The sequence below is a fragment of the Cognataquiflexum rubidum genome (genome assembly GCF_022538115.1).
In the GTDB taxonomy this organism is placed as follows: Bacteria; Bacteroidota; Bacteroidia; order Cytophagales; family Cyclobacteriaceae; genus Cognataquiflexum; species Cognataquiflexum rubidum.
On sequence record NZ_JAKZAL010000021.1, the window covers coordinates 1 to 14,500 of the forward strand.

Here is a 14,500-nt window from a genome sequence, read left to right on the forward strand (position 1 = left end):
ACCAACTCAGGAACAACAGGAACTAATATCAGCTATCATGAAAAATTAGCTTGGGTGTCCCATCGCACAAAACAGGAGCCAACAAAGAGAATCTCAAGTCTGAATTTTATATCCCGACTGTGGCCAATAACCTGATCCAATCAGGCGAAGCTGCTTTCGAAATCCTGGAAGGTGGCAAAACCTGGTTTGGCGTCACCTACACCGAAGACAAACCTGTCGTGATCGATTCATTGAAAAAAATGCATGAGTCAGGAGAATATCCTAGGAATCTTTGGAAATAAAAACTTCAAAAAATATGAAAAAGGCTGCTCAGAACGATCTGGGCAGCCTATTTTGTTTTGTAATCGAATCAACTTCCCGAAATTTCCTTCAAAACCTCAAAGGCCTCATCTCCCGGTCTCGGTGCATTCACATTGATGATCTTGTTGTCTTTGCCGATGATCAGGTAGCGGGGAATACCCCAAACTTTGAAGTACTTCATGATCTCTGCTTCGAATCCCTTTCCTGCAAAGAGGTGTACGCCGCCCATTTTGTTTTTGCTAAGGTAATTTTTCCACGGTTCGGGTTGCTCATCGATAGAGATATACATCAGGACGATGTCCGGATTTCCTTCCAGCTTCTTTTCGAAAAAAGGTGTCTTGGTCCGGAAAGTATTGATGCACGGTCCGCACCAAGATGCCCAAAGGTCTAGATAAATAATCTTGTCTTTGTAATCCATCAGACTCACTGACTTTCCTTCTAAATCGACAAAAGAAAAATTTTCGATTACGGCTCCTTCTTTGAGTTTTTCTATTGCAGAGAGACTTTTATTGACATCTGCCAAATAGATGGAATTGGGATAAGAATTCCTGAAAGCTGCCACTTGATTTTTGCTCGATTCATAGCCTCCTGTCAGCATCAGCATGTCATTCAAGATAAATGCTGCCTGAAATAGCTCTTTTTTTGGTTCAGCCATTCCATTGATATAAGCTTCGACTTCGGTGTTTGGCATTCCAAAAGGGATCCCCATAGCAGCATGTAATGTCATCATCATCGACCTAGACAGGTCTTCAGAAAGGTTTTGAATCTCTGAATCAAGCCCGACACCTTCAAAATAGGCATCCAAGAACTCCAGTTTTTGTCCGGGTTCCAGGTCCTGCACCCTATCCAGATAGAGTTCGCCTAGTTGAAGCATCATGGTATGGGAAAAAGTCTTTGCTCCGATTTTCTCCTGTTCCAAAAGCCCTTTCGAGTTTTGTTCATAGAATTTACCAATTTCCTCTTTTACCTCTTTAGAAAAAACAATAAACTCCTCAGCCGATGGTGCAGATTCTGCATCATACAAGATGGTTGAAACTTTTCCATAAAGGTCGTTTTGGACATAATTTTCCAAGCCTGACATATAGTCCAAATAAGCTTGGGTTGGGGTTTGGGCAGATGCCGTCAAGTGTGCCGAAAAGGTGAAAAATAGGGACAGAGCCCGTAAAATGAAGTTGCGAGATGGTTTCATATTTATTGTTTGGATGATTAATTCTAGGTATTAAGGGTACAATTTAGAAATCTGATTTCGATTTCTTGTTACCTTTGATTGATTAAACCGTATTTTGCAACTTTTGGATTCCAAAAAATGAAAAAACTTATCTTCTCGACCTCATCCTATTTTCAGGACATCTCATTGGCAATTTTACGGATCGGCGCAGCTTTGCTGATGTTGACGCATGGTTGGCCGAAAATTGCTAACTTCAGCACCTACCTTGTCAAATTCAGCGATCCGATAGGCTTGGGTCCGGCTATTTCTCTTCAGCTTGCCATTTTTGCAGAGTTTTTCTGCGCGATCTTATTGGCATTTGGTTTTCTAACCAGACTTTCACTGATCCCCTTGATGATTACGATGTCTGTTGCTGCCTTTATTGCCCATGCGGATGATCCCTTTGGTTCAAAAGAAAAGCCCTTGCTGTTTCTACTGATTTTCATATTCCTATTCTTTGCCGGACCGGGAAAATATTCTGTTGACAGTCAGATCAAAAAGTAATTTATTGATTCCAAGGGGAAATTTCCCCTTCCTCGATTAGGAAAAACCTGCTTTCGGCATCAATTTCACTTAGGATCGCTTTTGACCTCTCTGGCCTTGCATCGGTGATAAAAAGCTGACCAAAGCGGTGGTCAGCCACCAACTTCATCAGCTTTTCTATTCTGTTGTCGTCGAGCTTGTCAAAAATATCGTCCAGTAGCAAAACGGGTTTTGTTTTCTTGTGTGTTAAAAAAATCTGAAACTGCGCAAGCTTGATGGCGATTACAAATGATTTCTGCTGTCCCTGCGAACCGAATTTTTTGATAGGATAACCTCCGATTTCAAAGACAAAATCATCTTTATGGATTCCCATATTGGTCCGCTTTAAGATGAAATCCCTTTGGGCATTCTGGAGAAACTGATTTGAAAAATCTTCTGATAGGCAATTGGTTTCGTAAGTGATATTCACCGCCTCGTGGTTATCAGATATGATGGCATAATATTCTTGGAGCAGAGGAAGGTATTCTTCCAAAAAGGCATTCCTTGCCGCTGCCAAAAACTGTGAAAGCCCGATGATCTCCCTGTCGTATGGCTCAACATGGGACTTTTCCCACCTTCCTCTATCAGCAAATTGCTTGATCAGGGCATTTCTTTGTTTAAGAAAATGCTGGTACCTGACCAACTTTTCGAGGTACTGCTTGTCCATTTGGCAAAGCATATTGTCAAAAAATCTCCTTCTCTCTTCGCTTCCATCCTTGATCAGCATCGTATCATCCGGCGCAATCATGACCACCGGCAATAGCCCTACGTGGTCACTCATTTTTTCTATTGCCTTGCCGTTTTGGAGCAACTGCTTTTTCTTTCCACTTTCAAAAATACACCTGACCTCGATTTCTTTTCCCTCAAGGTCAAAGTCACCAAAAACTGTAAAAAATTCTTGGTCATGAAGCACATTAAGTTGGTCCACGCCGTTGATAGCCCCTTTGGTCAGACAGAGATAATGGATGGCATCCAACAGATTGGTTTTCCCGCTGCCATTGACCCCAACAAAGCAATTGATTTCGGGGGAAAACTGCACTTCCGCCTTTTGGTAATTCTTAAACTGCTTGAGGCGGATATTTTTGAGGTGCATGCTTAGAATCTGTGGGGTTTTTGACTAATTTCGCACTCGGCCTTAAAATTCAGCCTGTTTGATTATATTTGAGGCCTAATTTAGCATATTTTACGTTATACGATATGGCAAAGAAGAGTACAGCTCCCAAAGCAAAAGTGAAATATTCCGAAGAAACATATGCATTCTGGTACGAAAGCATGCTGTTGATGAGGAAGTTCGAGGAAAAAGCAGGTCAATTATACGGACAACAAAAAATCAGAGGATTTTGTCATTTATATATCGGGCAGGAAGCATGCGCTGCCGGTGCGATCACTGCATTGGACAAAGATGATAAGTGGATCACTGCATACCGTGACCATGCACATCCACTTGGATTGGGCACTGATCCCGGAGCTGTGATGGCTGAATTGTATGGAAAAGCTACCGGCACCACAAAAGGTAAGGGTGGATCCATGCACATATTTGATAAGGAAAGAGGATTTATGGGAGGCCACGGAATTGTTGGTGCACAGGTACCGATGGGCCTTGGAATCGGTTTTGCTGAGAAATACAGAGGGACAAAAAACCTTTGTATCTGTCATATGGGTGATGGTGCGGTAAGACAAGGTGCTGTTCACGAGGCATTAAACCTCGCGATGCTATACAAAACCCCGGTGATATTCGTCATCGAAAACAACGGTTACGCCATGGGAACTTCTGTAGAAAGAACTTCCAATGTCACTGAATTATATACTATCGGAGAGGCTTACGACATGCCTTCATTCCCTGTCGACGGGATGAATGTAGAAGCAATACATGAAGCTGTGGCTGAAGCAGCCGACAGGGCGAGAAGAGGGGACGGACCGACATTGTTGGAATTCAGAACTTACCGATACAAGGGTCACTCCATGTCAGATCCCCAAAAATACAGAACAAGGGAGGAAGTAGAAGAATACAAGCAGAGAGACCCTATCGAGCAGGTGAAGCAAACCATTCTTGACAATAAAATATTGACAGAGGAAAAATTAGCCGAAATCGACAAAAGAGTGAAGCAACAGGTAGATGATTCTGTCAAATTTGCGGAAGAATCTCCTTGGCCTGATGGTGAAAAGGCATTTGAGGATGTATATATGCAGGAGGATTATCCTTTTGTAATGGAATAAAATACGACAAGAACCAAAACCGGTCATGGGTGTAAGTGAACATATTCATGACTGGTTTTTTTTATTGTTATTTGTGAATTAAGTAAAAGCCTTATATTTGCGGCGGAAAATTTTAAAGAATGGCTACGAAACAAACAAAGAAATCCCAATCTGCGCATCAGCATGAGCTTCTGGAAAATCCGGAAGAAATCAAAGGAAGATTGGAAAGAGGGGAAGCCTTTATCAGAAAGAATTCAAAAATATTTGGAGGTATACTCGTAGGAGTAATCTTATTGATTGCAGCTATTTTGTACTTCCAGATTGATACCCAAAATAAAAACACCAAGGCTCAGGCTGAAATGTTTCAGGCTGTGTATTACTTTGAGCAGGACAGCATAGAATTTGCGCTAAACGGTGACGGTTCCAACGCGGGTTTCCTAAAAATCATCGACGATTATGGAAGAACTGACGCAGCTAACCTTGCCCACTTCTATGTAGGTTCGATCTATTTGTCTCAAGGCGAATTCCAAAAAGCCGTCGATCACCTGAAGCAATTCTCTGCAGATGACTTTTTTGTTCAGGCAAGAGCATTTGCCCTATTGGGAGATGCTTACATGGAGTTGGACAATACCAAAGACGCGATCGCTGCTTATAAAAGAGCTATTGACCATAAGGAAAACAAATTTTTCGCACCTCGTTACCTGAGCAAATTAGCCGTGGCTTACGAAGAAGCAGGCGACCTTGACAATGCTATCAAAGCATATGGCGAAATCGAAGACAAGTACTTTGAGTCATTTGAATATACTAACGCACGAAAACACAAAGCGCGCTTGGAAGGCCTTGCCTCTAAGTAATGCTTTGATATTTCAAAAGCATTTTGGAAGAGTAAGGCCCTGTGGTCTTACTCTTTTTTATTTATACCAAAAACCAAACTCCCATGGCAACTTCATTGAAAAGTCTAAGTCAGTATTCTGACAAAAACATCCACGATATTTCTGGTAAAAAATTCGGCATTGTCGTATCTGAATGGAATGAACAAGTGACGGAATCTCTTTTCTCCGGTGCGGTAGAAACATTGTTGATGCACGGTGCCAAGAAAGAAAACATATTCAGAAAGAATGTGCCGGGTTCCTTTGAGCTGACCCTTGGAGCTCAATGGCTTGCAGAATTGGAAGAAATCGATGCCGTCATTTGCTTGGGATGTGTAATTCAGGGAGAAACCAGGCACTTTGATTTTATCTGTGATGCTGTCGCCCATGGTATCACCAACGTCGCTTTGAAATTTAACAAACCAGTAATTTTTGGTGTTTTGACACCCAATACCCTTCAGCAGGCTTTGGATAGGTCCGGTGGGAAACACGGTAACAAAGGGGATGAAGCTGCCATAACCGCTATCAAAATGTTGGGCTTTTGACCCACTCCAAAAAGAACAAACCTTTTAAACCATATCCATTATGAAAATAATGAAGTTCGGGGGAACCTCAGTGGGCAAACCCGAGAGAATGCACCAAGTCAAAGACCTGATCACTAGAGACACTGACAAAAAAATTGTTGTCCTCTCAGCACTTTCAGGGACGACAAATGCCCTAGTGTCTATTGGCGAAGCCTTGGCTGATGCCAACAAAGACTTGGCTAAAGAAAGAATCGATGCACTTCATCAGCATTACCTTACCTTCTACAAGCAACTACTCAAATCCGATGCTGCACAAAAAAAGGCGGAAAAAGTCATCAAAGAACACTTTGAGTTTTTGAATATCATTTTGAAAATCTCTTTCAACGAAGCTATCAACAGGGATATTTTGGCACAGGGGGAGCTCCTGTCCACCAAGCTGTTTTTTACACTGTTGCAGGAATTGGGGATCGGCGCCGTATTCTTGCCGGCTTTGGATTTCATGAGTATCGACGAAAACCATGAACCGGAACTAAAGAAAATCTCTGAAAAACTCAAAGCTATTCTCGCAAACTATCCCCAAGACAGGATTTTTGTGACACAGGGTTATATCTGCAAAAACCACAGAAATGAAGTCGACAACCTCAAAAGAGGAGGTTCTGATTATTCGGCATCCCTGATCGGGGCAGCCATCAATTCTGAGGTAATTGAAATCTGGACCGACATTGACGGCATGCACAACAATGACCCGAGGATCGTGGACCAAACCCGTCCTATTGCCCAACTTTCATTTGACGAAGCTGCGGAATTGGCCTATTTCGGAGCCAAAATCCTCCACCCGGCTTCCATTTGGCCCGCTCAACAATATAACATCCCCGTCAAATTGCTCAATACCATGGAACCGGATGCCCCCGGAACAACCATCACTGCCAAAGAACAGGGCTCAGGTGTGAAAGCCCTTGCAGCCAAAGATGGCATCACCGCCATCAAAATCAAATCCAGCAGGATGCTTTTGGCTTATGGCTTTTTGAGAAAAGTGTTTGAGGTATTTGAGAAATACAAAACTTCAATCGACATGATTACCACCTCGGAAATTGCTGTGTCATTGACCATTGATGACCTTTCACATTTGGCAGAAATCATCAAAGAACTTGAAGTATACGGAACCGTCGAGGTGGACAGCAATCAGACGATCGTTTCGATCGTGGGAAATATGATAGCCGAATCCAAAGGAACCATGGCCAAAATCATGAATTGCCTGAAGGATTATCCGATCAGGATGGTTTCTTATGGAGGAAGCCGCCACAACGTGTCTCTCCTTTTGGAAGCAAAGTATAAAAATGAGGCCTTGAAAAGCCTGAATGAAGGCTTGTTTGAATGGTAAACCAAAAGCCCGATTTTTAGAAGAACCCACCAATGATCAGGTGGGTTTTTTTATTTTCCAATTTTGAAAAAGTATAAGTTGCATTCTTACTTTCTGTCCGCAAACTGACCTATTCCTTCCAAAATCTGTTTTGTAGAGAGTGCCATTACGTAAAGTACGTTACGCAAGGTGCGTAACTCAATATACGTAATGATAAAATCCTTCAATACTTCTACAAATACCTATTCTCTGTGGACTATGGACTATTATCCGCTTCCAGAAAGTATAAAGTTACCATCCATAAATTATTGCGGATAATGGTTTAGCATTATTTAGCCAATTTCCCCAAATTCGGGCATGAAAAAATCTTTCTTCTTATTGTTGGCATTTTGCCTTGGCTTTTCAGCTATTGCCCAAAAGAAATACCAGACCCAATTTGAATCCAGTGGCGGAAAGGAAACTCCAACTTACCATGATGTGATCGGATATTTTCAGATTCTGGCTGATGATTTTAAGGAAGTAAGAATTGTGGAGATGGGCATGACAGATGCCGGACTTCCACTGCATGTGGTCCTATTTGACCGAAAAGGCGCATTTGATCCCAAAGAATGGCATGATACCAACGGGCTCGTACTCTTCATCAACAATGCCATCCACCCTGGGGAACCCGATGGCATCGACGCCTCGATGATGTTTTTGAGGGATGTTTTGCTCAAAAAAATCGAGGTTCCGGAAAACCTCGCTATGGCCATCATCCCGGTATATAATATCGGTGGTCAACTGAACAGAGGCTCATTTAGCCGGGTCAACCAAAACGGTCCAGAGGAATTCGGTTTCCGTGGAAATGCAAGAAACTTTGACCTCAACAGGGATTTTATAAAAGCAGATACAAAAAACGCCAAGTCATTCCAGCAGATTTTCAATTGGCTGAGGCCGCAGGTATTTATCGATACGCACGTCAGCAACGGTGCCGATTACCAGCATGTGATGACTTTGATCTCCACCCAACACAACAGACTTGGTGGCAAATTGGGCAGCTATCTGGATCAGGAAATGAATCCAATGCTGTATGAAAAGATGAAAGCAAGGGAATTCCCGATGGTGCCTTATGTCAATGCTTATGGTTCAAAACCCGAAGACGGTTGGAACCAATTCAAGGACAGCGGCAGGTATAGCAGCGGCTATGCGGCGCTTTTCAGTACGCTGAGTTTCATGCCGGAGACCCACATGCTGAAGCCCTATGACCAAAGGGTGAAATCCACCTATGCGCTGTTTGAAACCTTTATTGAAGTCTTCCAAAAAGACGGTGATAAAATCGTTGAAATGGCAAAGGCAGACCGGATGGCAAGAAAAACCCAAAAAGAATTTGCCTTAAACCACGTGTTGGACAAAAATCAACATTCACTGATTGAGTTTAACGGCTATGAATCAAGTCAAAAACCTTCCGAAATCTCAGGGCTACCCAGGCTATATTATGACCGGACGAAACCCTTTTCCAAGGAAGTAAAATTCTTTGATACCTATTCTGATGGCTTGGTCATCGAAAAACCAAAAGCCTATATCATTCCTCAAGCTTGGTATCCGGTGATTGAAAACCTCCAAAGAAACGGAATCAGAACCGAACAACTGAAAGCCGATACGACTATTCAGGTTACGGTTTATCATATCAAGGATTTCCAAACCGGGCAGCGTCCTTTTGAAGGACATTACCTGCATACCGGGATACAGGTTGAAAAATCCCAGTCTGCATTGACTTTCAGAAAAGGGGATTACATGATTGAAATGAATCAGGAAACCAACCGCTATGTCATGGAAGTGTTGGAACCGCAAGGGGAGGACAGCTTTTTTGCATGGAATTTCTTTGACACCATTCTCCAAGCCAAAGAGGGTTTTTCAGCCTATGTCTTTGAGGATTTGGCAGCAGAATACCTGAAGCAAAACCCCGAACTCAGAAAACAGCTGGAAGAGGCAAAAGCAAAAGATGAGGAATTGGCCAAGAGTGCCGGTGCACAGTTGAGATGGGTTCATGAACGCTCTCCTTGGAAAGAGAAAGAACATAACCGCTATCCAGTCTTTAGGGTCGAAAATTGAATCTACTCTCCCTTAAAATTTACTCAAAGTCATTTCTGAAAATCCCTTAGATTCCCTTTACCTTAAAAAATCAAAAATGTCTCAAGAACCCAAACCGAACTTCCTGACCAGGCTTCAGACCAAATGGAAACTGAATAGCTTGCTGCAGGTTGTCTTGATTCTCATCGTTTTTGCTCTGACAGGCTTCACGATTTTGTTAATCAAAAAACCGATTTTTGACTTTTTGGGAGTCAGTATGGAAAGGGGCGGGTTTTGGAAAACAGTCCTATACCTGCTCTTGGTATTGCCGCTTTATCAGGTTATTCTCTTGATGTGGGGATTTGTATTTGGTCAGTTTTCCTTCTTTTGGGAAAAGGAGAAGCAGTTTATTAGGAGGATAATTGGAAGGAAATAGGTCATTAAATGAATGAACCTAATTTTTCTAAATGGACATTAATAGATATTTGAAATTCATGGATATTATCCTAACCTCACAGTTTTTTTACATAGCTACCCATTCTTGCCATTAACCATTCTAACACTCGGAATGAAGTCCAATTGCCGTGGCTATGGACTATGGTCTGTCGACTGTGGACTATTGACCATTGGTCAATTCAAACAGTCATTTTTTTAGATTTTTCAGGTACTCCATACTTTGGGGAACTTGAATATAGTACACGGGACTTTCATCCTCAATGTAGTAATGCTTCACTTTGGCTTTTTTGGCAGCAACCAAAATGGCCGGAAGATCCAATTGCCCGGTACCAAGAGCAACATCATTTTCAACAGGTGTTCCACCCGACATGTTTCCTTCCACTCCTTTTCGCAGGTCTTTCAAATGCATCAAAGCAAACCTTTCTCCATATTTTTCGAGATAAGCCACAGGATCTGCTCCGGGAAAAAATGTCCATAAAATATCCATTTCATAACTCACATACTTGGGATCAGTCTTCTGAATCATTAGGTCAAAAAGGGTTGCGTCTCCATGGGGTTGAAACTCAAAGCCATGGTTATGGTAGCAAAAAGTCAGGTTATATTTCTCTTTCAATACTTTCCCAACGACATTAAAATCAGCGATTGCTTTTTCTGCCTCTGCCAAGTCAAAAGGTGCAGTATATGGTATCGAAGCAATTCTGACATATTTTGCTCCAAGCGTTTTGGCATTTTCTGCCACCTGATCGGTTTTTTCCATCATATCGGAATAACTCACCCCAAAGGACGAACAAAACATGTCGCGCTCATCCAACATTGCCCGTAAGTCCGCTGCCGTCTTTCCAAAGAGATTGGAAAACTCCATGTCCTTGATGCCCATGGCCTGCAAAGTGTCCAAAGTGGCTGCTACATCCTTTTTGAAACTGTCGCGGTAAGTATAAGAAACCATCCCGGGTGTGTCAGGAAACAGTGCTTTGTTGGATTGGGCTTCAATATTTCCTACCAAAAGCAGGCTTAACATCAAAGTTGTGAGGAGAAACTTGTTCATATTGTCTGACTTTATAGCTTCGCGTTTTTCTATTTTCTAAAGATTTGCTCCCGCAGATTTCGCAGACTGCCGCAGATTATTTTTATGTCTATAATTTATTCGAACTTTTCAAAGAATCGATCTGCTTCATCCGCACCATCTGCGGGAATTAAATTTTGATTAAAGATACCTTTTTTTGAAAGTTTCCATCATCCATGCATTTACTTCCCATTGATTGACGAGTGGTTTACCAGTCTGAGGATGCAGGACCATATAGGGAGGAGCCCCAAATTCCGGTGTCACCGTGAAGGTTGTTTTGCCTTCTTTTGCAGCTTTTTCAATTACCTGATCCCACCACATAAAGTGTTTTTCCAAAGCGGAATTCCATTCAGGAACTCTTGGATCCGGCACCTGCGGCCCTTCGGTATATCCAACTCTCGCATGAAGGTGCGCTGTCGACCTTATGGCCGTCTGAACAGCCTCCTCTTGGTCTTCCAAAAAGGATTCTGCAGTCACACACCAATGGGAAATGTCCAAGGCGATTTTCAGTTCAGGAAGGCGGTCAAGGTAACCTTTGGTAATATGGGCAGCAAAACTCCATTTGCCACGATGGGTTTCATGAAGGACAGGGATTGATGTTTCAATTGAAATTTGGGATGCCAAGTCAAATAAGGCTTTGTTTTGATCAAAGGAATAGTAGTCCTTGCCGGTTTGGGAATTGATAAAAAGGGGATTGGTCGCAGCCAAATTTCTGAGTCTTCTTTCAAAATTTTTGGTATGCACCAAAAAATCAGCATCGACAGTTTCCCAATGTTGGGCTATCAACTTTAAACCATAAGAATTAATCAGATTTGCCCTTTGATCTCTTTCCTTTTCATCCAAAGGAAAACTCATTTCCACACCGTCATATCCTGCCTCCAAAACACGGTTTAAGAAATCTTCAAAAGGGATGGCTTCGGAGCCCCAAAGCGGGCAAAAGTATGCTATTTTCATATTGATGAAATTGGAATCAAGAGGACTTTACATCTTTTTCCCAACCTGTTTCTTTGAGCGCGGGATCATTTTCCTTTTTGAGAAAATCGGCAGAGGAAAGTGAGTCTGCCTCCCATTCCAAAATGGCTTCATCCGGAACCATGTCTACAGGAGTTTTCCAAGAAGTGGATGTTTCATTGTAGGATAGGTTGGATTGGGAATTGTAACAGGCAATGATGGACCAACGGGGTTTGTCAGAAAGATTGGCTTCTGACCTGTGCAGCAAATTGCTATGAAAAAACAAGGCATCTCCCGGATCGATTTCACAATACACCAATTCCATTGTTTTGAGGGCATTTTCGACCATGACCATGTCCGCACCGACCTGTTCCCCGGAAAACCCGTGATTAACCCTGCCCAATTTGTGGGAACCTTTTATTACCTGAAGGCAGCCATTTTCCTTGTTGGCTTCCGTCAATGCCACCATGACGCTAAGGAGTTGGTCCGGAAACATAAACTGGTTCTTATACCAATACCCATAGTCTTGATGCCATTCCCAAGCTCCGCCGACACGTGGTTCTTTTTGCATGAGTTTAGAATGAAAGTGACAGACAGGTGCATCACTGTCCAACAATTTAGCCACTGACTTCACCATTTTTTCACTCCTTGTCAGGTATCCAAAAACATCATTCCCGGGCTTAAACCAAAGTGAAAGTCTTGTTTTCTTCCCTGAAAGGTCATTGAGGTCCAATGCGTTTTTTCTCATGGCATCGTCTTCGATGGCTGTCCTGTACATTTTTTCTGTCTCTTCTTTAGAACAGAATCCTTTGACCAGGACGTAACCGTCCCGGTGGAAATCAGCTACTTGGGCGGGAGTCAAGGTAGAGAGGCTCATGGGTTTGGAATTTGGTTTTTTATAAAAATACACAACTTGTAATTGGACTGCCAGCCTATTTTCAAAATAAATATTCCAACAGTCAGGTTCTCTCCCTGAAAATCTGATCTTTTATCTTCGGTCTACGGGCATATTGTTTAGATTTGCAGGTTAGGAATTCAGAATTAAAAGTATCCATGGCAAAAAAGAGAGGCAATGCCCTTGAAGAGCACGAAAAGCGCAAGCTGACCAAACAGAATCTGAGTAAGCTTGGGGGGATTTTTAGGTTTATCTTACCTTACAAATTAAATTTTTTCCTGGGGATGCTTTTCCTCATATTTTCAAGTCTTACACTTTTGACTTTTCCCTATGTGGCGGGAAAACTCATCGATACAGCTTCAGGGAAAACATGGTTGGTGGATGACATCAACGGAATCGCATTTATCCTCCTGGGAATATTATTGGTTCAGAGTATTTTTTCTTTTTTCAGGGTGTGGCTTTTTGCCAAAGTATCCGAGCGCAGTATGCGGGACATCAGGATTTCATTGTACAGCCAATTGGTGCAGTTGCCGATGACCTTTTTTGACAAAAGAAGAACCGGAGAACTGATCAGCAGGATTACAGCCGATGTCAGCATGTTGCAGGATACTTTCTCGACGACCTTAGCGGAACTCCTAAGACAGATCATCACCTTGGTCGCAGGTGTGATTTTCCTGATGATGACCACGCCCAAATTGACGCTTTTTATGTTGGCGACATTCCCTGTTTTGGTAATCATTGCGATGGTCTTTGGGAAGTTTATCCGCAAACTCTCCAAAGAAACCCAAGATGAACTTGCAGCTGCCAATGTGATTGTGGAAGAAACATTACAGTCCATCATGACTGTCAAATCCTTTGCTGGTGAGGAATACGAATCCAACAGGTATAGAAAAGGATTGAATAAAGTCGTGGCAGTGGCACTGAAAGCCGCGGGATTCCGAGGCGCTTTTATCTCCTTTATCATCTTTGCTTTGTTTGGCGGCATCGTAGCGGTGATGTGGTACGGCGCGACATTAGTGGCTTCCGGAGACATGAGCGTGGGAGATTTGGTTTCATTTGTACTCTATACCACATTTATCGGTGGGTCGATTGCAGGCTTGGGAGACATTTATGGCCAACTCCAAAAAGCCATTGGTTCTTCTGAGAGGGTTTTGGAGATTTTGGGCGAAGCTCCAGAAGTCTCCACGGCAGATTTCCAAAAAGTCCCGATGGAAGGAAAAGTAAGCTTCCGGGGTGTACGGTTTTCTTATCCTACCCGTCCCGAAATGGAAGTGCTCAAAAGCATAGACTTTGAAATTCCTGCCGGAGAAAAAGTCGCTTTGGCAGGTCAAAGCGGAGCCGGTAAGTCTACCATTATCCAGCTTTTGCTGAAGTTTTACCCGATTGACAAAGGTCAGATATTGATTGATGGCAAATCAATCGACACCTGGAATCTGAAGCAACTCCGATCCAATATCGGAATCGTCCCACAGGAAGTTCTTTTATTTGGCGGAAGCATCAAAGAAAATATAGCTTACGCCAAGCCCGATGCTTCAGAGGAAGAAATCATCGAAGCTGCCAAAAAAGCAAATGCCTGGCAGTTTATCAGCAAATTTCCCGAAGGAATGGAAACCAAAGTAGGTGAGCGGGGGATCAAACTTTCCGGTGGACAGCGTCAGCGTGTGGCCATCGCCCGGGCCATCCTGAAGGATCCTGCGATTTTGATTTTAGACGAAGCGACCTCCTCTTTGGACGCTGAATCTGAGGCATTGGTACAGGAGGCATTGGATGAACTGATGAAAAACAGGACGACCATTATCATCGCCCACCGCTTATCCACGATCCGCAAGGTGGACAGGATTTATGTGCTCAAGGAAGGGGAGATTGTCGAGGAAGGAACCCACGAACAATTGGCATTGCAGGAAGATGGGTTTTATGCCAATCTGGTAAGGTTGCAATTTGCGGAGTAAAAAGGTTTAAAAATCTTTTCCAAAGTTATCCTGCTTCTCCCGAAGCAGGAACAATCATTTTCCCGCAAAGCGGCAAAGGGGAAATACTTTTAATCTCACGCAGGGCCGCAAAGCCCCAGTTTCTGGAAAGTCAGCTACTTGATCTCCAAATGACCTCCG

At 42.9% G+C, this 14,500-nt stretch carries 13 protein-coding genes and 1 pseudogene; 9 read left to right on the forward strand and 5 right to left on the reverse strand.

The features are described from left to right. Window positions 1-77: 77 nt before the first annotated feature. Window positions 78-281 (forward strand): annotated as a pseudogene (locus tag MMU05_RS18505) (nucleotidyltransferase); the annotation flags it as partial. Window positions 282-349: 68 nt separating this feature from the next. Here MMU05_RS18505 and MMU05_RS18510 read toward each other — a convergent pair. Further along, on the reverse strand, window positions 350-1,489 hold the full coding sequence (locus MMU05_RS18510; protein WP_241143158.1) for a TlpA family protein disulfide reductase: 1,140 nt from the start codon (window positions 1,487-1,489) through the stop codon (window positions 350-352). A gap of 117 nt (window positions 1,490-1,606) precedes the next feature. Between MMU05_RS18510 and MMU05_RS18515 the strand changes: the two genes are divergently transcribed. After that, the gene (locus tag MMU05_RS18515) at window positions 1,607-2,011 is read left to right on the forward strand and encodes a DoxX family protein (RefSeq protein ID WP_241143159.1); all 405 of its coding nucleotides are present in this window, start codon (window positions 1,607-1,609) and stop codon (window positions 2,009-2,011) included. A gap of 1 nt (window position 2,012) precedes the next feature. On the opposite strand, the gene recF is transcribed toward MMU05_RS18515, so the two are convergent. Next, entirely contained in the window at window positions 2,013-3,122 is a 1,110-nt protein-coding gene (recF, locus tag MMU05_RS18520) for a DNA replication/repair protein RecF (protein ID WP_241143160.1), read from the reverse strand. Between the two features lie 104 nt (window positions 3,123-3,226). Between recF and pdhA the strand changes: the two genes are divergently transcribed. The 6 genes from pdhA (at window position 3,227) to MMU05_RS18550 (ending at window position 9,463) form a co-directional block, all read left to right on the forward strand. Further along, window positions 3,227-4,246 (forward strand): pyruvate dehydrogenase (acetyl-transferring) E1 component subunit alpha, encoded by a 1,020-nt coding sequence (gene pdhA / locus MMU05_RS18525; protein ID WP_113923307.1) that lies wholly within the window; start codon window positions 3,227-3,229, stop codon window positions 4,244-4,246. 119 nt (window positions 4,247-4,365) lie between these two features. Then, the gene (locus tag MMU05_RS18530) at window positions 4,366-5,079 is read left to right on the forward strand and encodes a tetratricopeptide repeat protein (protein WP_241143161.1); all 714 of its coding nucleotides are present in this window, start codon (window positions 4,366-4,368) and stop codon (window positions 5,077-5,079) included. Window positions 5,080-5,162: 83 nt separating this feature from the next. Beyond that, entirely contained in the window at window positions 5,163-5,639 is a 477-nt protein-coding gene (ribH, locus tag MMU05_RS18535) for a 6,7-dimethyl-8-ribityllumazine synthase (protein ID WP_241143162.1), read from the forward strand. A gap of 40 nt (window positions 5,640-5,679) precedes the next feature. Further along, window positions 5,680-6,999 carry an aspartate kinase gene (locus tag MMU05_RS18540; RefSeq protein ID WP_241143163.1) on the forward strand — a complete coding sequence of 440 codons (1,320 nt, stop codon included), beginning with the start codon at window positions 5,680-5,682 and terminating at the stop codon, window positions 6,997-6,999. A 336-nt stretch (window positions 7,000-7,335) separates the two neighbouring features. Then, window positions 7,336-9,069: a M14 family metallopeptidase gene (locus MMU05_RS18545; RefSeq protein WP_241143164.1), complete on the forward strand. Its 1,734-nt coding sequence runs from the start codon at window positions 7,336-7,338 to the stop codon at window positions 9,067-9,069. A gap of 76 nt (window positions 9,070-9,145) precedes the next feature. Next, window positions 9,146-9,463, forward strand: a complete 318-nt coding sequence (locus MMU05_RS18550; RefSeq protein WP_241143165.1) for a DUF6787 family protein — start codon at window positions 9,146-9,148, stop codon at window positions 9,461-9,463. A 207-nt stretch (window positions 9,464-9,670) separates the two neighbouring features. Here the strand turns inward: MMU05_RS18550 and MMU05_RS18555 are convergent, their stop codons facing one another. The 3 genes from MMU05_RS18555 to MMU05_RS18565 form a co-directional block, all read right to left on the reverse strand. Then, complete coding sequence (locus MMU05_RS18555; RefSeq protein ID WP_241143166.1) at window positions 9,671-10,528, reverse strand: sugar phosphate isomerase/epimerase family protein; 858 nt, start codon at window positions 10,526-10,528, stop codon at window positions 9,671-9,673. Between the two features lie 159 nt (window positions 10,529-10,687). Then, a complete protein-coding gene (locus tag MMU05_RS18560; RefSeq protein WP_241143167.1) occupies window positions 10,688-11,500 on the reverse strand; it encodes a sugar phosphate isomerase/epimerase family protein in 813 nt (270 codons plus the stop codon). Between the two features lie 16 nt (window positions 11,501-11,516). Beyond that, complete coding sequence (locus MMU05_RS18565; RefSeq protein WP_241143168.1) at window positions 11,517-12,374, reverse strand: phytanoyl-CoA dioxygenase family protein; 858 nt, start codon at window positions 12,372-12,374, stop codon at window positions 11,517-11,519. 176 nt (window positions 12,375-12,550) lie between these two features. Between MMU05_RS18565 and MMU05_RS18570 the strand changes: the two genes are divergently transcribed. Beyond that, the gene (locus MMU05_RS18570) at window positions 12,551-14,341 is read left to right on the forward strand and encodes an ABC transporter ATP-binding protein (protein ID WP_241143169.1); all 1,791 of its coding nucleotides are present in this window, start codon (window positions 12,551-12,553) and stop codon (window positions 14,339-14,341) included. The last annotated feature ends 159 nt before the right edge of the window (window positions 14,342-14,500 follow it).

Excerpts from the sequence above, each read along its gene's own strand:
- pdhA (WP_113923307.1), top strand. The coding sequence starts at position 3,227 with ATGGCAAAGAAGAGTACAGCTCCCAAAGCAAAAGTGAAATATTCCGAA.
- MMU05_RS18560 (WP_241143167.1), bottom strand. The coding sequence starts at position 11,500 with ATGAAAATAGCATACTTTTGCCCGCTTTGGGGCTCCGAAGCCATCCCT.
- recF (WP_241143160.1), bottom strand. The coding sequence starts at position 3,122 with ATGCACCTCAAAAATATCCGCCTCAAGCAGTTTAAGAATTACCAAAAG.
- MMU05_RS18545 (WP_241143164.1), top strand. The coding sequence starts at position 7,336 with ATGAAAAAATCTTTCTTCTTATTGTTGGCATTTTGCCTTGGCTTTTCA.
- MMU05_RS18570 (WP_241143169.1), top strand. The coding sequence starts at position 12,551 with ATGGCAAAAAAGAGAGGCAATGCCCTTGAAGAGCACGAAAAGCGCAAG.
- MMU05_RS18565 (WP_241143168.1), bottom strand. The coding sequence starts at position 12,374 with ATGAGCCTCTCTACCTTGACTCCCGCCCAAGTAGCTGATTTCCACCGG.
- MMU05_RS18530 (WP_241143161.1), top strand. The coding sequence starts at position 4,366 with ATGGCTACGAAACAAACAAAGAAATCCCAATCTGCGCATCAGCATGAG.
- MMU05_RS18510 (WP_241143158.1), bottom strand. The coding sequence starts at position 1,489 with ATGAAACCATCTCGCAACTTCATTTTACGGGCTCTGTCCCTATTTTTC.
- MMU05_RS18550 (WP_241143165.1), top strand. The coding sequence starts at position 9,146 with ATGTCTCAAGAACCCAAACCGAACTTCCTGACCAGGCTTCAGACCAAA.
- MMU05_RS18540 (WP_241143163.1), top strand. The coding sequence starts at position 5,680 with ATGAAAATAATGAAGTTCGGGGGAACCTCAGTGGGCAAACCCGAGAGA.
- MMU05_RS18555 (WP_241143166.1), bottom strand. The coding sequence starts at position 10,528 with ATGAACAAGTTTCTCCTCACAACTTTGATGTTAAGCCTGCTTTTGGTA.
- MMU05_RS18515 (WP_241143159.1), top strand. The coding sequence starts at position 1,607 with ATGAAAAAACTTATCTTCTCGACCTCATCCTATTTTCAGGACATCTCA.
- ribH (WP_241143162.1), top strand. The coding sequence starts at position 5,163 with ATGGCAACTTCATTGAAAAGTCTAAGTCAGTATTCTGACAAAAACATC.